Genomic DNA, 16,779 nt, shown 5'->3' with positions numbered 1-16,779 from the left:
GCAGAGCGCCCGAAGCCCGAAGTTCTCCAAATTCTCCAACACAAAAGCTGGCGTTTCTAACAGCCAGCAAACCGATACACTTAAGACAACGTCCTAAGTAACGAGTCATTGGCAAAAATCAATAGTACCAACGAATTACGCATATTTTAAGCATAGAAAGGAGGCGTTACAGTTGAAAAATACCATTCAATCTCTACGAGAATATCAAAGTCAAGTAGATTTATCAAAACTAGAAAAATCTATTTATATCAGCATTGACCGATTAACAGTAATCTTTGATAGTGAGAACCAATCACTTAGACGAATATTTCGTGAATTACGAAAATCACTCGATAATATAATTCAAGAATTTAGTATTCAAGAAAATCTAAAAGAAGACTATTTTACTCTTTATAAAACGATAAACGAAGATGGTATAAATCTAATTTTCTTTCAACTATCGGATTATGGTGGTTATCAAGTCATACGCCTAGACTTCAACCCAAACTCACTAATAGTGGGGCGCATATTTGTTTTCTCTGGGCATCATGTTCACCCTTGGTCGAAATTAGGTAGGTCTTAAAAGTTAAATTCTGAAAACCGTCTGTCTTGGTCCCATTATCTCTGACCGCTGCCGAATAAAGATTCATATCAAGATTATCTGGCAACTAAATTTTGTATTGCATTGCTAGCATGGTCGTTCACCTCAACAAATATCTAACCTTCGGTCCCTATTATTATATCGCTTCTCCAATAGTCTGTCATTTAATCTAGTTGGGTGCCCTAGTTGATAATCATGTCTTCCTAGTAAAAAAATCGACCACCCTTACCAGAGTGGTCGACTAATCAAATGTTTGATTATGGTGAGGCTGGTTAAGCCTGGTTTGAGTTTGCTTCTTGTGAGCTACTACTGACTGCTTCTTCCGCAACTTCTTGACTGCCTTCAACAAGGTCTTCTGCCCTTGCTTGGACAGCTTGGGCGCCATCTTCGGCAAGGTCCTTAGCCTCTTGAGCTAGCTCTTTTGCGTCCTCAGTAGCCTCTTGGCCTGCTTCAGCAAGATCTTCTGCCGTTTCTTCAGACACATGTGCTACTTCTTCCGCAGCTTCTTCAGCCACTTCCTTAGCGTCATCGGCCCTTTCTTCAACAGCTTCAACACCGGCTGCTACCGCGTCTTCTGCTTGGTCCGCAGTTTCTTCGGCTAGATCCTGGGCTTGATCGGCTGCATCTTTGGCCTGCTCAGCACCGCCACTAATGGCGTCCTTGGCCGCCTCAATGCCTTGGCCTACTTTGCCTGTCACCGCAGCGATACCACTGCCAATCCCATCTTTGGCTTTTTCCAAGGTATGGGAGGCAAATTCGCCTGTGCTTTCAGCCATGTGGGTTACATGATCTTGCAGACTGACAGTATCAGCTTCTTGCTTGGCTTGAGTCTTGACTTCAAGGACCTTGAGATTGACATCAATCACGCTAAGGCCTGTCATGTTCCGAATGACATCGATCACTAAATGCTTGATGTCATGATATAAATCAGAAACGTTTTTCTTATACTCTGCAATGACATTTAAGTCTACACGCGCCTCTTCCTTACCAAGCACTAGCTTGACGCCACTGGTAAACTTATCGGTGTTGACAATCTTGCCCGCTAAGTTAGAGAAGAAGCCACCGTCAACTGCCAAGAGGCCGTCAACATTGGCTAGCGCCTGACCAATCTGCTTTTTGATCGCTTTGCGATTGTAAGACTTGCCAGCAGGACTTGGATTGAGTGTCTTATCTGATGTAGGTTGATTATTTGACATACCCTATCCCCTCTCTACTTTTTATTTGCGAGAATTTTGAAGATACCAACCAGCTGCTGCGCCAGTTCCTACAAGCGCGACAACAAAGATGGTTCTGAAAAACCCGATATTCAAAATGACAGTTGCCAAGCCAAGGCCAATGGCCCCTCCGAGAATAGGATAGGGTAGGTTTTTGATTTTCTTGATCATAAGACTTACCCCTAGTTCTCTAAGTTTTCTTGTGACTGAGCTTCAAATGCTTCAGCTTTTTGGCTAGTTTGCTCTGCTGCAGTATTCAAGACCTTCACATTGAGATAAATATTATGGTTCAAGCCCAAGTAGGAATTGAGGCCATTAATAATTTCCTTTTGTAAAGCGTTTGTTCTATTGGCAACGTCTACCCCTTGGTTAATGGCACCCTTAAGGGTTACTTCACACTTTTTCTTGGTGAGTTTGACCTTAACTTTAGGAGAAGCCATGTAAGAGACGGCTGAAATAGCCGACTTCACATGGCTTACGATCGCTGATTTTTTAACTGTCAACCGTCCATTCGCCTCCGACAAGACCACTTGGGTGTAGTCTCGCGGATAGAAGAAGATGACAAGTATCGCAATGAGTGTCGCAATGGTCAGGACGAGAGATAACCAGAAAATGGCCTGGTTATAGTAGTACCCGAATGAAGACAGTTTGTTGAGGTACTCTCCTATCCAATCCAGATTGACATAGGACTGATTACGATACAAATTAATGGAAAATAGAACAAGCGGTGGAATACACAGTAAGATGAGCAGAGATTTTTTAATTCGTGACATGATAGTCTCCCTATACTCTATTTAATGTTTGTGTAACTGCTTGTGTTTCCTCTCGGTTGCTTAAGCCTTTTTGCCAAGTAATGCAGATACGACTGCTACGACAACTACGGCACCTAATACAGATGGAATTAAAGCCATACCTGCAAGGCTAGGACCCCAAGACCCGAGGAAAAATTGACCAACAGAAGAACCTACTAAACCAGCAAGTACGTTAGCCACGATCCCCATTGAACCGCGTTTTTTAGTGAGGCTACCGGCTACTAAACCGATCAAGCCACCTACGATAATAGACCAGATCATGATATTGCTCCTTTCGTTCAGAATTGCAATGTAAGGACAACTTTCCGCCTTACATCTTCAACCTTAACACAGGAAACTTTACAAAGCAAGTTCAATATCCCTTTCGATTTTTTACCATTTTGACTATATGAGATTTCAAGATTTGAAACTAATTTAGTTAATTTCACAAGTTGGCATACCAAAAATCAAGCTATAGCTCATTAGTTGATTGCCTTTATATCAGTTTATATGACATATTTACTTATATTGTTCTAATGCCCGTTTGATTTTTATGTGAAGTCAAATTAGAAAAAATCAGTCTTAAGACCGATTTTTAGCTAAAGCACTTTCCAATCAAAATTTCCTGTGTTATACTTAGGTCATCAAATGAAAAGGAGGACATTACAATGTCTGATTTATTAAAAGATTTGTCTCAAAAAGCTGGCGAGTTCGGCGAAAAAGCTATGGACGTAGCCGGTGATGTCTTTGAAAAAACCAAAGAAGTAGCAGGTAACGCCTTCGAAACCGCTAAAGATGTAGCGGGCGATGTTGTTGAAAAAGCTAAAGAACTTGGTGGCGCAGCTAAAGACAAAGCTGAAGACGCTAAAGACGCGGCAGCTGACGTTGCTGAAGCAGCTGCTGACAAGGCAGAAGACGCTAAAGACGCGGTTCAAGACGCCGTTCAATAAGCCCTGAAGCATGATAAAAAGGAGGCATAATGCCTCCTTTTTTTGCTTATTCTTCTTTGCAGATATGATTGATGATTTCTATCTATGTAATTCAGACTTTACTAAATCAAACATCAGCTGCCATATCAATAATAGCATTCTGTATAGCCTGATTCCCCGCATAGAAAAGGCTAATTGGCTCTCCTGATGAGTTACGCGAGCATGCATACTGCTCTATTCCTAATTCATTAAGTAGGTCTTGTATTTGCTTGCGGGCCTCATTTAGCATCTCTGTATCAGCTTCATTTTCGCCCCAAGAGAGTAGGACTGCGCTAATGTCTCTTGATACTAGATAATTCGCAATGTAGCAAATATTCTCTTGTAGTAAGGCATGATTTTTGAGACTGAAGTCTATCGGCTCAAACTCTTCTGCTCGCAGTGGATGTACGTTTAGAATAGCCCAACCATCGTACTTCAAATCAGATAATAGATGATGATTGGCATCACCCAAGGCCTTCAATAGCCGATAGGTGATTCTATCAGGCATCCTTAGGTCTGACTTCACTGGATGAGGACCTATCACTACCAATGGTCGTTGACCCTCTTTTTCTAACAAGTAACAGGCATCATCGTCCCCATCATATCGTATATAATCTGGTTCGAAGCCTTTTAAGTAGCTATAATTTACCATTGCATCACATCTCTCATGGAACTAATTGTCTAAAAAAGCTGGTTCTACACATCTCTGAACCAGCAAATTCCTATGTATCCTATTTATAATTTACACTATTATAACAACAATGTAAAGGCATACACAACTAGGCGAAAAAAAACGACCGCCCTATTCCAGAGTGGTCGTCTAATCTAATGATCGATATAGCCTAGGATTAGTTAACTCGGCTAGGTTTTGGTGCCTCGTTACTACTAACTGTTTCTTTTACTGCTTCAGCGCCGTCTTTTGCTGCCTCTTTAGCTTTATCTTCTCCAGAACTAATGGCATCTTTTGCTGCCTCAACGCCGTTACCCACAGCATCTTTCGCTGCTTCAAAGCCATTGCCTAAGACTTCTTTAGTTGCTTCGTAGCCTTCGCCTACTTTTTCAGTAACTACTGCTACACCGCTACCAATACCTTCTTTGGCTTTTTCAAAGGTGTTGGAAGCAAATTCGCCTGTTGATTCCGCAAAATTAGTCACGTGGTCTTGCAGACTAACTGAGTCAGCTTCGTGCTGTTCCTTAGTCTTGATGTCTACTACTTTCACATTGACTTCGACAACTTCAAGGCTTGTCATGTCAGAAATTTCTTTAGACACAACGCGCTTGATTTCTTTATATAAGTCAGGAACATTTTTCTTGTATTCTACAACGACATTTAAGTCCACTGCTACTTGTTCCTTACCGACCTCTACGTTAACACCGGTTGTAACATTATCAGTATTAACAATCTTGTCAGCTAAGTTAGAGAAGAAACCACCGTCAATCGCTAAAAGCCCATCAACTTGTTCTAAAGCTAAACCGATAATCTTTTGAACTACTTTGTTATCATAAGACAATTCGCCCTTGATATCTGTAGCTACATTTTGTGTGTTTGTATTAGTATTGCTTGGTGTATGATGTTTGTTTGACATACCCTATACCTTCTTTACTATTATTTTCGTGAGTTTTGAAAATACGTGCCGACTGTAGTACCAATACCCACAAGTATCAGGATAAAGAGTGTTCTGAAGAACCCTATAAATAAGATACTTGCCGCCAATGAGAGACCAGCCGCTCCTCCGAGCACTGGATAAGGAAGGTTTTTAATTTTATTAATCATTATAATACCTCCTACTTCACACGGCTTTGTACTGGCTGTGATTCAACTACTTCAGCCTGCTTTTCTTTATGTTGCTCTGCTTCAGTATTCAATACCTTAACATTCAAGTAAATATCGTGGTTTAAGCCTAAATAAGCGTTCAACCCATTGATGATCTCTTTTTGCAATGCGTTTGTTCTATTGACAACATCTACTCCGTTGATAATGTCACCTTTTACGGTTACTTCACATTTTTTCTTAGTGAGCTTGACATTAACTTTAGGTGAAGCCATGTAAGACGAAGCTGCAATAGCCGACTTTACATGGTTTTCAATTGCTGATTTCTTGATAGCTAATCGTCCATTCGCTTCTGAAAGCATGACTTCCGAGTAATCACGCGGATAGAATAAGATAGCAATCATCAAGATAAGGGTTGAGATCGTGAGGACTAATGCTAGCCAAAAAATGGTTTGGTTGTAATAGTACCAGAATGAAGACAGATTGTTTAGGTACGATTTCAGCCAACCAAAATTAACTAAGGTCTGATTACGATACAACACGATAGTAAATAGAACTAATGGCGGAATACAGAGTAAGAAGAGCAGAGATTTCTTTAATCTTGACATGATTGTCTCCCTATACTCTTTTAGTTGTTGTGTACTCTATTTGAGTGTTCAGTTGACTCATTAAGCTTTGTTTTTACCGAGTAACATTGATACTACTGAAACTACGATTACAGCACCTAAGACAGATGGAATTAAGGCCATTCCCGCGAGGCTTGGACCCCAAGTCCCAAGAAGATGTTGACCAACAGAAGAACCTACTAAACCAGCAAGCACATTGGCAACGATCCCCATTGAACCACCTTTTTTAGTAAGGCTACCCGCAACTAAGCCGATAAGCCCACCAATGATAATAGACCAGATCATGGTATTAGCTCCTTTCTTATAGATTTGAAATGTAGGGCTATTCATCCGCCCTACATTTCAAGATTATCATAGAAATATTTATAAAGCAACTGTAATAATTTTCTCGGACAAGTGATAAAATCAACAGATTAGATTTCAAAATATAAAACTAATTTAATATAATTAATGCTCTTGAAGTTGTCAAACACCTATTTGATTGTTTTTTTGGATGCTTATTATAATAATCTTTATTGTTCCATTTTTTGATACTCCCCTTGTTTTTACTTGAAATTATGTGAATAGAAATTAGAAAAAATCAGTCTTTAGACCGATTTCTTCCTAAACCGCTTTCCTAAGACTTTTTTTTATGCTATAATTTAATTATCAAATGAAAGGAGGACATTAAGATGTCTGATTTATTGAAAGATTTGTCTAAAAAAGCTGGCGAATTTGGCGAAAAAGCCTTGGATGTAGCTGGTGATGTTGTTGAAAAAACTAAAGAAGTAGCTGGTAACGCCTTCGAAACAGCTAAAGATGTAGCTGGCGATGTTGTTGAAAAAGCTAAAGAACTTGGTGGCGCAGCTAAAGACAAGGCTGAAGACGTTGCAGATGCAGCAGCTGACAAAGCTGAAGACGCTAAAGACGCAGCAGCTGATGTGGCTGAAGCGGCGGCTGACAAGGCTGAAGACGCTAAAGACGCGGCTGGCGAAGCATTGCAAAACGCTGGCGAAAAACTCGAAAACTAATTCGATTTCGCAAAATAAAAGAGAGGCACAAGTGCCTCTCTTTTTTTGTGTGAATTAGCTGAATGATTGCTTCATATAGCCCTATTGCTTGCCCCACTCCCTATGCCTGGCTCTCTTCTTTCCTTGCCGTCAACCCGCGCAAGGCCAGGAAGACTAGGATTGAGATCAGCGTGAAGGCTAGCCAGGTCTTGCTGATGCCGATCAGATCTGACAGGTAGCCGTTGACGGTTAGGAGCAGACTGGACGCGAGAGCCTGTAAGGAATAGAAGGAAGACACAAGCGAGGTCCGTAGGTGATCCTGCTTGATCAGCTTTTCATGGATATAGGTGATAATCAGCGTTCCATTAATGCCTACTAAGAAGACATGGAAGAGGAATAAGTAAGGGAAGACCGGCAGATAGAAGCTGATCACTAAGAGGGTCACCACATCTAGCAGGAGGACCCGGTCAATTAAGGCCACCATATCCATCTTTTTCTTCAAGAGGACCTTGCTGAGGAAGAGGTTGGACAGGATGGTGGAGAGGCCAATTCCGATAATATAATAGCCCACGATGTATTCCTGCACGGCATCCCCCAGGATGACCTGCCACTGGTTAGACGGGCCCAGGTCCAAGACGGCCGGCATGGAAAACATGATGAAGTAGAGCAGGATGCGGCTGTCTTTGAGTGCTTCTATAAGGTTGACCACGGTTTCTCGGTAGACCTGCTTAATCTGGCCCCAGTGGTTCTGACGCGGGCGCGGCTTGAAGACATTGGGCACCAGCTGCACATAGACCAATAAGCCGATCAAGATGGCCGATGCCACATAGAAAGGAATGGCTGGGTTGTCTTTGCCCAGAATTTGCGCGCCGACAAAGCCGGACAGGAGGCCGAAGAATGGACCGATAATCTTTAGGTTAGAAAATACTTGCGCGATATCGTAAGGCGCATTGGCTTCCTTGATTTCATTGACAATCCAAGACTGCAGGGTCCCAGAGCTGAGGGAGACGGCCAAGCCGGTTAAGACAGCCGTCAGGATCAAGACGACAATATTACGGGTTCCTGCCATGAAGAATAGGCCAATGGCCCGCAGGAGAAAGGACAGGGACATAACCCTCTTCTCCCCGATAGAATCGACCAAGATCCCACTGGGAATCTCGGCGACCATGGTGGTAGCCGTAAAGGTAGCCAAGAGCAGACCAATCTCAGTCATGGAGTAGCCCAGGTAGATCAAAAGCAGATAGGTCAAGGACACAAACATCTGCTCCGCAATGGTCTCCACCGTCATAATCAAATAAAAATTCTTAATTTTCCAATTCATGGGCTGCCTCCGTCTGAGGCGCTTGCCCTACTTGGGGATTGAGCTGGTAGGACTTACCATAGTTATCTCGGATCAGAAACTTGTAATCCACTAGGTATCTCCGCATGGTCGCGAAATCCTCGTAGACTTCCTTAATCCGCTCATTGAGCTCAGGCTCGGTGAATTCCTGGGCATATTGCTGCAAGTGTTGATAGATATATTGAAAGACTTCTAGTCTATTTTTTTGTTTGCGCGGCAGGACATAGAACTTGCCATCTCTCATATAGCGCGAAATTGTCTCTTCAACCATGCTTTGGCCTCCTCTGTTTTCAGTAAAATGTTGCTCGTCTCTATTCTATATGGCATTCTGCTAGATGGCAAGGGAGAGTGACAGTTGCCAGAAGCTAGAGCTAAAGTTTTGCGCCAGAAAATAGCCACCGCATGACCTAAGCTGACGTTTTCTTCTTGTTCTCGTCGATTGAGGTCATTTGGAGGGTGCCCTTAACGAATGATCGTGCCATTGTATTTCGCTCCTTTGCTTTGATTTGTAGCTACACTTATATATAGGGTGGTGGCACGAAAAGTGTTACCTATATAAAAAAACGGAAAGCATTTTTCGAAACTTTCCGTTTTAATTATAGTTCAATCGCTATTCTATCAAATTAGACGCCAGCTAAAAAATTTTATAAAAGGCGAACGACTAGCTTGCTAACGCTCCATTTCGTCTTCATTACTAATTAGCTTATCGAGATTACGCATCCCTTCTAAGAAATTTTTTCTGTACATGGCTCTCTCTTTGAGAGATGCTAACTTCTCAAGATGACCTTTCTTTAAAAATTTAAATGCTTCTGTCTGTTGAAAGGCCTCGTATGCTGCAAAAAATTCATTATAATCTCCTTTTTCAACGTATATCTCTAGCTCGCTTAGCTTCTGCTCTATTTCTTTATCATACAAATTATTCATAAAACACCCCGATAGTATATTTTATATATACTTATTATATCATATAGAATTGTTCTTCGCACCCCACCATCACCTTATTTCTTGTCAGGTGTGTCCAAAACACTTCGCCCATAATAACCCAGCACTTTTTTCATGTGACCTATTGTATCTAATTCTCCCCTATCTTATAATACTAATTATAGCGACTCTATTTCATCTCCTTCAGAGCCCTAATGATGCGAGACCGCTTCTGATAGTAGGTCTTACGGCTCATACCGAGCATCTTGGCCTTGTCAGATACAGTCCAATGATCGTCAACAACTACTAGCAAGAAGTCGTACTCTTCCTTCTCCAGCACGCGCCGGGCGTTCGCTAGAAAGTCGATTCTTGTTAGCTCTGACTCCACTTCATCGCCACTCTGCTGGATGCATAGATTCTCTAAAGGTATTTCTCGCTTACGCTGACGCTCTTGCTTCAGCAACTGCCATAATTGGCGCTCTAGGCCAGCCTTAGCATAAGCTACGAAATGCCCGCGCTCCGCATCATCGAGCGCGTCCCCCTGGAACTTACCGGCCAGATCAAGGAGCTTAGTATAGAGCTCATTGAAGTAGTCGCCATAGTTCTGATGATGCGAAAATACACCGTGACGGTGCAAGATATGGTGGATTACACTACTATACATTTCAACCAGTTTCTCCTGGTTGAACATGGTTGTCACCTCACTGAAAGGAATCGATATGAAACGCAACATGTGTAAACTTAGTAATTCAGAGCGTATTATTATTTCGATTATGATAATAATAGCAAATCTATTAATAAGATATTCTATGGGTGAAAAAACAGAAAATATAGAGATAATAATCTCAATTAGTACCGCCATAATACTAGTACTTTTAAACTTACCTATAATCAATGAATTTTTGGATAGTTCTCTAGTTAATGATAAAATACAGCCTATGCAAAAGCATTCATTTGCAATTATGACTTTCTTCTCGGTCATATATGTAATTATAAATGCTGCCTTCTTATATGGTGCACTTGGTTTAGAAACCGTACCCCAATTTATAACAAAGATATCATATGCATTAAATCACCATCCTGATCTTATCCCGATCCTTATCTTAGCCTTCGTTTATGGTTTAATGGGAGGACTTTCGATAAAATACTTAGAAATATTTTTAAGATATAAATACCTATTGTACTCCTCAAAATCAAATACAAAGTTCGGTCTCCTTTTCCTAATCTATATATTTTTCAGTTTTCTATTTTACTTTATAGTTGGTACCCTATTTTCTTCGGTTTTTGATTTAGGAGAAATAAAAACTATTAATCACATAGTCATATTCTTTTTATTAGCAACGATTTATGTCTCGGGACAATTTTTTGAACCCTTAATTGAGAGAATCTTTGAAAAGCACAGTAATAAATCAAAACCAAAAAACATTATCTTCCAAGTATTAAATCCAACCGACGGAAAACCTATAGAATTATCTAAAGATATTATAGTAACTCTCGAATCAGATAATGGTCCTATCAAACTTATGATATCTAAAAGTGAATAGTAACCACTTTAGAGCATCAGCATAGTTCCCCTTCTCTAATCCCCTCACCCCTTGTCCGTCGGCGAGTACCCGGTTCCATAACTCTGCGGTCCCAATGTCAAGACCATTGCCCCATTGCCGTAGGAAAAGAAAAAAGCCACCGCTAGGTGGCTTTTTGTTTGGTGTATTAGTTTAGTAACTGGTTAACCCTATCCTGCACAGTCTGATAATCATACCCCGCATCAGTCAACTCTCTGACCCGCTCTTCCCCATTGCCATACTCACCCCGAATCACATCCCAGGCTACCGCAGTGATGAGATCGTCACTAGGTGAGGTATCTTCCGATGATGCGGGGGCTGACTCCTGATTGTCCTGGTCATAGCGTGGTCTGGCATACCCCGCAATGGCCTCGTGGTTCCAGTCATAGTAGGCTCTGGCTACTCGACCATTGTAATTGCCTTCTAGGGTGCTAATGGATCCGTCTGCTTGGACTCGCTCTACAATCCCAATGTGGTCGACAGGGCCACCATCGAAGTTGAAGATGACAATGTCCCCGGCTTGTGGCCATTCTTGCCCTAGCCAGATGCCTTGTTCCTGGAACCAAGCTAGATGGCGTGGGACGCCACACTCTCGTCCGATTAGGTGGCTAATGCCTGCTTCATCCCCGCAGACGGTAACGAAGATGTCGCACCAGTCGTCACTGTACTGGACGGCATAGCCCACTGGGATGGGGCTGACTGAATTGTAGGCATCTACCATGGCTAGGTGGTCGTCAGACCATTGGCTAGTGCCCAGGTAGCTCTGGGCTACTCTAATCAGTTTATCGGCCTGTCCCATGGTCGTCACCGCCCTTCTGCCAATAGTCTAGGCTGGACTTCTGAATTAGTGCGCCTAGGAAGACGGCGACTAGGTTAATGGTGGCCACTAGTTGACTGGTAAGCGCCCAGCCATAGAGGTCGCCTAGTCCTGAAGCTAGGACAGCCAAGGCGGGTAAGAAGATTAGTACTAGCCACTTGAGCGCATCATAGTATTTATTGTTTAAGTTCATTTGCTTGCTTCCTTTCTTCTAGTAGGGTCTCAATTTTGGTTATGCGCAGATCCATTGAAGCTAGGCGGTCGTCAATGGTCTTGACGACTAACTTATTAGCCTCAATCTCTAACTGCATCTCATCAATGCGGAGGATGAGGCTCTGGATGGCAGTAATGAGGTTGACTAGCTTGCTAATCAGGGTGATCACTGCCACCGTTGCCGATGCCAAGCCTCCAATTTCTAACAGACTCATCCGACTCATCTCCTTTCTTTATATATGAATAAGGGACCCGCTCCGCGGGTCCCCTGCACCTACGGTGCTTAGTTTTCTGCCTTGTAGATTTCTTCTACGGATCGTGTCACCATGTTGGCATTCTTGGCGCTGGCATATTGGTCGACGCTGTCCTTCTCGAAGATGTTCTTAGCCACAATCGTGTCCATGGCGGACTTGACCGTGTTGGCATCTAAGTTGTCCTTGGCGTGAGCTAGACTGATCTTCTTGGACTTGCCGTCAGCAGCCTTGAAGTTGAGGTCTAGCTTCTTGGTAGTTTTTACTTCTGCCATTGTGGGTGGCTCCTTTCTTCTAGTTTAGTGGGTAGGTGCTAGGCCTAGTTATAGGCATAGACTTCAGTAACTTTGGTTTCAGTGATTGGGTGCTTAACCAGTGTGCCCACTGCATCGCGCACCGCTGTCACATCTTCAAGTGAGGCATTAGCCACTACATGACCTAAGCTGACGTTTTCCTTCTTCTTGTTTTCGTCGATGGAGGTCATTTGGAGGGTGCCCTTAACGAATGATCGTGCCATTGTATTTCGCTCCTTTGCTTTGATTTGTAGCTACATATATAAATAGGGTCTGAGCGCCCCCTTTCTACGTGCTCACTTAGACACAACTTGCCTATTTTCGAAAAGAATTATCGTGAGCCCGGCCTGGTTCCTGGCAAATTTCACGGTTTTCTGCCCTTCTCCCAGGTTCAAGACCCAGCCAGTGGTCCACTCTCTCCAAAGTGGGCCACTAGCTCCTGACAAACCCCCGATTCCTGCCCTTTTCCCCAATTCCCGGCTTAGCCAGTGGACCACTAGCTCCTGACAAATCACCCGATTTCTGACCTTTTCCCCAGTTTCCGACCCAGCCAGTGGTCCACTCTCCAAAGTGGACCACTAGCTCATGACAAAGCTCCCCATTTCGGCCCTTTTCCCCAGTTTCCGGCCTAGCCAGTGGTCCACTCTCCAAAGTGGGCCACTAGCTCCTGACAAAGCTCCCCATTTCTGCCCTTTTCCTCAGTTTCCAGCCCAGCCAGTGGGCCACTCTCCAAAGTGGACCACTAGCTCCTGACATAACCCCGATTCCTGCCCTTTTCCTCAGTTCTCGGCCTAGCCAGTGGTCCACTCTTCAAAGTGGTCCACTAGCTCCTGGCAAAGCTCCCGGTTTCTGCCCTTTTCCTTAGTTTCCGGCCCAGCCAGTGGTCCACTCGAAAAAGTGGACCACTGGCTCCTAGCAAATCACCCGATTCCTGCCCTTTTCCTTAGTTTCCGACCTAGCTAGTGGTCCACTCGACGGAGTGGACCACTGGCTCCTGACTTTTCTCCCAATTTCGTCCTAAGCCCACACAAAAAAGCCTTCCCATCAGGGAAGGCTTTTGCTTCTATACTAATCTACTGATTTCAGGGCTTCTAGCATGTCGACTTGGCGGAGTTGGCGGTCTACTAGCCAGCCCAGGGCAGCTAGAATCAGAAGGATGGCCACAACTGGGGTCAGGTAGACGGTCCAGGCGACATTTTGGTTGAATTGGACGAAATCTGCCGAGATGCGCCCCAGCAAATAGCGGTGCAGGACCCAGCCGCCGGCCAGGCCAAAGAGGATGCCGACTAGGGACAGGGCTACGGTCTCGCGGTAGATGTAGCGGGTGACTTCGCGATTGTGGAAGCCCAGAACCTTAATGGTAGACAGCTCCCGAATCCGCTCGGCCACATTAATCGTCGTCAAATTATAGAGGATGACGGCGGCCAGCAGGACGGAAACCAGGGTCAAAATCTGCATGACTAGGGCAAGGGAATCGACTGTCACCTGGATTTGGTGGCGGATGCCGCTGTTCTGAATGACCGAGCGCACGCCGCTCAAATCCATAAAGCGGGCGCTGACCTTAGCCAGGTCGCCTTTGGCTTCAGGCGTCAGCTGGACCAAATGGGCGTTGGCTGCCCAGGATTTGCCATAGGCGGCTTCATAGGCAGTCCGGCTCAGGTAGACACTGTGGCCGGCATAAAGCTCGACAATGCCCGCCACCGTTACACTGACCGGCTGACCGTCGGGGTCTTCCAGGGTCAGGCGGTCGCCTACCTTAAGACCGGCTTTCTCCGCCATTTTCTGGCTAATCAGGGCACCCCGGTCGGGCAGGTCCAAGCGATCATGGCTATAGGCATCATAGAAGGTCATGAGCTGGCCAAAGCCACCATCAGGCGCCACCATAATGGTCACTTCCTGCTGATCCTTGAAGCCAGGCAAGTGCTGGCGACCCGTTTGCAGCTGAATGTCCAGGGTCTGAGCCAGGTCAGCCTGAGCCAGGGCAGAGGCTAAGTCGCTTTCCTGGGAGGCATTGACATGCTGCTGACGGGCCACGATCAGGTCATAGCCCACCAGCTGGTCAAATTGCCGCTCGGTGATGCCGGCAAAGGAAGAGGAGATGCCCAGGCCCGCGAAGAGCAAGGCCACCGAGCCGGCCACCCCCAGGATAGTCATGAGCATGCGTTGTTTGTAGCGGAAGATGTTGCGGGCTGTCACCTTCTGGGTGAAGGTTAGGCGGCGCCAGAACCAGGTCACCCACTCCAGCAAGATGCGGCTGCCGCGCGCCGGTGGCTTAGGCAGCAGGAGCTGGGCTGGCGTTTCAGCCAGTTCGCGCCGGGCCACCCACCAGATAGGCAGCAGGCTGGACAGGAAGGACAGGCCCAGGGCCAGAGCCGCAAGCGGCCAGTAGAAATGCAGTTGAATAGGCGGATAGGTCGAGGTGGCAAAGAGCGTATGGCCCAAGACATAAGGCAGGCCATAGGTTCCGGCCACAATGCCCAAGACGGCGCCTAGGCCACTAGACAGGAGGCCATAGAGTAGGTATTTGGCTAGGATATCGCCAGAGCCATAACCCAGGGCTTGCAGGAGACCGGCCTTCAACCTTTCCTCGCTCATAAAGCGGGTCATGGTGGTGAGGGTCACCAGGGCGGCCACTAGGTAGAGCACCACGGGGAAGACATTGCCCACATTGGCCATACCCTCGGTCCGCAGCTTGCTGGTATAGAACTCGACATCGCCCGGATAGGTCTGGCGGCTGTAAACCCGGTACTTAGGCGTAACCAGGCCGGCCAGGGCATCTTGGGCCCGGTCAAGGTCGGCCTGGCCTTCCTTGAGAGAGGCTTGGGCCTCCGCTTCCTTGCTGGCAAATTGAGCCTGCTGGTCATCCAGCTCCTGGCGGGCAGACGCCAGAGCTTCCTGGCCACTGCTGATTTCCTGGCTAGCCGACTCTAGGGCCTGGGCCCCGGCTTGGGCGGTCGCCGACTGGCTGGCCAATTGGGCCTGGCCGGCTTGGTATTGGCTTAAGCCTGCTTGATAGTTGACAGCCTGACTGTCATATTGAGCCTGACCCGTGGCAAGGGCCGCGGCGCCTGCTTGGTAGCGGGCCAGCCCTTCTTGGTAGCTAGTATTGGCGGCTTGCCACTGGGTTTGGCCGGCTTCAAGTTGGCTTTTGGCGCTGGCCAGGGTCTGGGCCTGATCAGCTAGAGCCTGGCGGGCGGCCTGAATGTCCGGCTGGGCGTCCGGGTCCTGGCCGGCTTGGCGCAGGGCCTCTTCTTGGGCGGCCAGGGCCTGCTGACCGGCGGCTAGTTTGGCTTGGCCGTCAGCCAAGGCCTGGCTCTGGCTGGCTAGGGTTTGAGCCTGGCTGTCCAGCTGGCTCTTGGCGGCGTCTAATTGGGACTTGGCTTGGGCCAGTTCCTGGGCCTTGGCCGTCAAATTGGCCTGGCCACTGGTCAGGGCGGCTGCCCCGCTTTCCAGTTGGGCCTTGGCCTGGGCTAAGGCGGCTTGGGCGCTGGCTAGTTGGCCTTGGCCCTGGGTCAAAGTTTCATCCTGGCTAGCCCACTGGCTGGCCGCTTGGTCCAAGGCAGACGACTGGTCCGCCCACTGGCTTTCAGCCGAGGCTAGCTGGCTGGAGCCTGAGGCCAGGGCCTCTGAGGCCGAATCTAGGTCGGACTGGCCCTGGTCGATTTGGCTTTGGACCTGGGATTGGACTTGGGCCAAACGGGCGGCGCTGTTATCGGCTAGGAGAGCCTCCAAGTCAGCCTGGTGCTGGTCCACCAATTGCCAGTAGCGGGCCTGATAGGCATTGAGCCCGGCCAAATCGTCATAGCGCAGGCGGGCCAGAGTGTAGACCGGACTGTCAAAGTCCTGGGCCGTCACCACCCCGTAGCCAGCCAGGGTCCCACTGCCGGCCGTTGAAGGACCGAAGAGGACCTGGTTGCCCAGCTCGCCTGAGTTGACGAAGCCGGTAATGGTAAAGGTCGTCTGCTTGAGCATGGCTTTGGCATTGCCGGACTCCTTTAGCTTGACGGTATCGCCTAGCTGAAAGCGGCCTTGCAGGCTGCTTAAAAGGGCAATTTCCCCCGAGGCTTGAGGCAGGCGGCCGGCTACTAAATGATAGTGGGCCAAGTCCTGGGTCAAGCTGAAGATCCGCCAGGCTTCAGGTGTCTGGTCCAGCACCACGTCGGTCAGATAGCCCCCTTCGACCTGGGCACCCGACAGCTGGGCCAGCTCCTCCATATCTGCTTGGGATAGGCCATAGTCGGACAGGACGGTCAGGTCCTGAACCCGCAAGCCCTCTAGGTAGGCACTGGCCGTTTGGGTGATGTCCGGCGGTGCAGCCTGCAAGCCCACTAGGGCAAAGGACCCCAGCATCATGAGGCATACGATGGATAGGAAGCGCCCCTTGGTCTGACCAAGGCTACGCCAGAATTCTTTGAAAAGTGTTGACTTGGTCATGGGCTGACCT

22 protein-coding genes and 1 pseudogene are annotated in these 16,779 nt (G+C 46.7%); 3 read left to right on the top strand and 20 right to left on the bottom strand.

The genetic code is table 11. The features are described 5' to 3' along the window. Window positions 1-476: 476 nt before the first annotated feature. From V7R82_RS03425 to V7R82_RS03405, 5 genes are all read right to left on the bottom strand, one after another. Window positions 477-629 (bottom strand): DUF4865 family protein, encoded by a 153-nt coding sequence (locus V7R82_RS03425; protein WP_218970159.1) that lies wholly within the window; start codon window positions 627-629, stop codon window positions 477-479. Between the two features lie 223 nt (window positions 630-852). Further along, the gene (locus V7R82_RS03420; RefSeq protein WP_338543411.1) at window positions 853-1,776 is read right to left on the bottom strand and encodes an Asp23/Gls24 family envelope stress response protein; all 924 of its coding nucleotides are present in this window, start codon (window positions 1,774-1,776) and stop codon (window positions 853-855) included. Window positions 1,777-1,797: 21 nt separating this feature from the next. Next, window positions 1,798-1,965 (bottom strand): DUF2273 domain-containing protein, encoded by a 168-nt coding sequence (locus V7R82_RS03415; RefSeq protein WP_023391814.1) that lies wholly within the window; start codon window positions 1,963-1,965, stop codon window positions 1,798-1,800. Between the two features lie 11 nt (window positions 1,966-1,976). Continuing rightward, window positions 1,977-2,567, bottom strand: coding sequence for an alkaline shock response membrane anchor protein AmaP (amaP, locus tag V7R82_RS03410; protein WP_338543409.1), 591 nt, complete (start codon window positions 2,565-2,567; stop codon window positions 1,977-1,979). 60 nt (window positions 2,568-2,627) lie between these two features. After that, window positions 2,628-2,867: a GlsB/YeaQ/YmgE family stress response membrane protein gene (locus V7R82_RS03405; RefSeq protein ID WP_023391812.1), complete on the bottom strand. Its 240-nt coding sequence runs from the start codon at window positions 2,865-2,867 to the stop codon at window positions 2,628-2,630. Window positions 2,868-3,253: 386 nt separating this feature from the next. Here V7R82_RS03405 and V7R82_RS03400 point away from each other — a divergent pair, with 386 nt between their 5' ends. Further along, on the top strand, window positions 3,254-3,535 hold the full coding sequence (locus tag V7R82_RS03400; RefSeq protein WP_338543407.1) for a hypothetical protein: 282 nt from the start codon (window positions 3,254-3,256) through the stop codon (window positions 3,533-3,535). Window positions 3,536-3,641: 106 nt separating this feature from the next. Here the strand turns inward: V7R82_RS03400 and V7R82_RS03395 are convergent, their stop codons facing one another. The 5 genes and pseudogenes from V7R82_RS03395 to V7R82_RS03375 all read right to left on the bottom strand — a co-directional run bounded on the left by V7R82_RS03395 (window position 3,642) and on the right by V7R82_RS03375 (window position 6,235). Beyond that, window positions 3,642-4,205 (bottom strand): DUF1643 domain-containing protein, encoded by a 564-nt coding sequence (locus V7R82_RS03395; protein ID WP_338543406.1) that lies wholly within the window; start codon window positions 4,203-4,205, stop codon window positions 3,642-3,644. A 376-nt stretch (window positions 4,206-4,581) separates the two neighbouring features. Next, window positions 4,582-5,139: pseudogene (locus V7R82_RS03390) on the bottom strand (Asp23/Gls24 family envelope stress response protein); the annotation flags it as partial. 20 nt (window positions 5,140-5,159) lie between these two features. Continuing rightward, on the bottom strand, window positions 5,160-5,327 hold the full coding sequence (locus V7R82_RS03385; RefSeq protein WP_306487055.1) for a DUF2273 domain-containing protein: 168 nt from the start codon (window positions 5,325-5,327) through the stop codon (window positions 5,160-5,162). An 11-nt stretch (window positions 5,328-5,338) separates the two neighbouring features. Beyond that, complete coding sequence (gene amaP / locus V7R82_RS03380; protein ID WP_338543405.1) at window positions 5,339-5,932, bottom strand: alkaline shock response membrane anchor protein AmaP; 594 nt, start codon at window positions 5,930-5,932, stop codon at window positions 5,339-5,341. A 60-nt stretch (window positions 5,933-5,992) separates the two neighbouring features. Then, entirely contained in the window at window positions 5,993-6,235 is a 243-nt protein-coding gene (locus V7R82_RS03375; RefSeq protein WP_306487057.1) for a GlsB/YeaQ/YmgE family stress response membrane protein, read from the bottom strand. Between the two features lie 386 nt (window positions 6,236-6,621). Between V7R82_RS03375 and V7R82_RS03370 the strand changes: the two genes are divergently transcribed. Then, a complete protein-coding gene (locus tag V7R82_RS03370) occupies window positions 6,622-6,960 on the top strand; it encodes a hypothetical protein (protein WP_338543403.1) in 339 nt (112 codons plus the stop codon). Window positions 6,961-7,060: 100 nt separating this feature from the next. Here V7R82_RS03370 and V7R82_RS03365 read toward each other — a convergent pair whose 3' ends face one another. The 4 genes from V7R82_RS03365 to V7R82_RS03350 all read right to left on the bottom strand — a co-directional run bounded on the left by V7R82_RS03365 (window position 7,061) and on the right by V7R82_RS03350 (window position 9,863). Next, window positions 7,061-8,260 (bottom strand): MFS transporter, encoded by a 1,200-nt coding sequence (locus V7R82_RS03365; protein WP_338543401.1) that lies wholly within the window; start codon window positions 8,258-8,260, stop codon window positions 7,061-7,063. Then, a complete protein-coding gene (locus tag V7R82_RS03360) occupies window positions 8,244-8,549 on the bottom strand; it encodes a DUF2087 domain-containing protein (RefSeq protein WP_338543399.1) in 306 nt (101 codons plus the stop codon). Before V7R82_RS03360 ends, V7R82_RS03365 begins: the two co-directional genes overlap by 17 nt. A gap of 398 nt (window positions 8,550-8,947) precedes the next feature. Further along, entirely contained in the window at window positions 8,948-9,202 is a 255-nt protein-coding gene (locus V7R82_RS03355; protein ID WP_338543397.1) for a hypothetical protein, read from the bottom strand. Between the two features lie 187 nt (window positions 9,203-9,389). Then, on the bottom strand, window positions 9,390-9,863 hold the full coding sequence (locus V7R82_RS03350) for a hypothetical protein (RefSeq protein ID WP_338543395.1): 474 nt from the start codon (window positions 9,861-9,863) through the stop codon (window positions 9,390-9,392). A gap of 55 nt (window positions 9,864-9,918) precedes the next feature. Between V7R82_RS03350 and V7R82_RS03345 the strand changes: the two genes are divergently transcribed. Continuing rightward, the gene (locus V7R82_RS03345; RefSeq protein ID WP_338543393.1) at window positions 9,919-10,743 is read left to right on the top strand and encodes a hypothetical protein; all 825 of its coding nucleotides are present in this window, start codon (window positions 9,919-9,921) and stop codon (window positions 10,741-10,743) included. A gap of 166 nt (window positions 10,744-10,909) precedes the next feature. Here the strand turns inward: V7R82_RS03345 and V7R82_RS03340 are convergent, their stop codons facing one another. The 6 genes from V7R82_RS03340 to V7R82_RS03315 all read right to left on the bottom strand — a co-directional run bounded on the left by V7R82_RS03340 (window position 10,910) and on the right by V7R82_RS03315 (window position 16,769). Then, window positions 10,910-11,560: a CHAP domain-containing protein gene (locus tag V7R82_RS03340; RefSeq protein WP_338543391.1), complete on the bottom strand. Its 651-nt coding sequence runs from the start codon at window positions 11,558-11,560 to the stop codon at window positions 10,910-10,912. Beyond that, a complete protein-coding gene (locus V7R82_RS03335) occupies window positions 11,544-11,771 on the bottom strand; it encodes a phage holin (RefSeq protein ID WP_338543389.1) in 228 nt (75 codons plus the stop codon). The genes V7R82_RS03340 and V7R82_RS03335 overlap by 17 nt, the downstream gene beginning before the upstream one ends. Then, window positions 11,755-12,006: a hypothetical protein gene (locus V7R82_RS03330; RefSeq protein WP_338543387.1), complete on the bottom strand. Its 252-nt coding sequence runs from the start codon at window positions 12,004-12,006 to the stop codon at window positions 11,755-11,757. Before V7R82_RS03330 ends, V7R82_RS03335 begins: the two co-directional genes overlap by 17 nt. 68 nt (window positions 12,007-12,074) lie before the next feature. Then, window positions 12,075-12,317: a DUF2922 domain-containing protein gene (locus V7R82_RS03325; protein ID WP_023391805.1), complete on the bottom strand. Its 243-nt coding sequence runs from the start codon at window positions 12,315-12,317 to the stop codon at window positions 12,075-12,077. Between the two features lie 44 nt (window positions 12,318-12,361). Further along, window positions 12,362-12,559: a hypothetical protein gene (locus tag V7R82_RS03320; protein ID WP_023391804.1), complete on the bottom strand. Its 198-nt coding sequence runs from the start codon at window positions 12,557-12,559 to the stop codon at window positions 12,362-12,364. An 844-nt stretch (window positions 12,560-13,403) separates the two neighbouring features. Further along, window positions 13,404-16,769: an FtsX-like permease family protein gene (locus tag V7R82_RS03315; protein WP_338543385.1), complete on the bottom strand. Its 3,366-nt coding sequence runs from the start codon at window positions 16,767-16,769 to the stop codon at window positions 13,404-13,406. Between the last annotated feature and the right edge of the window lie 10 nt (window positions 16,770-16,779).

The organism is Abiotrophia defectiva ATCC 49176, assembly GCF_037041345.1.
GTDB lineage: Bacteria > Bacillota > Bacilli > Lactobacillales > Aerococcaceae > Abiotrophia.
This window is presented reverse-complemented; position numbering and strand designations above follow the sequence as displayed.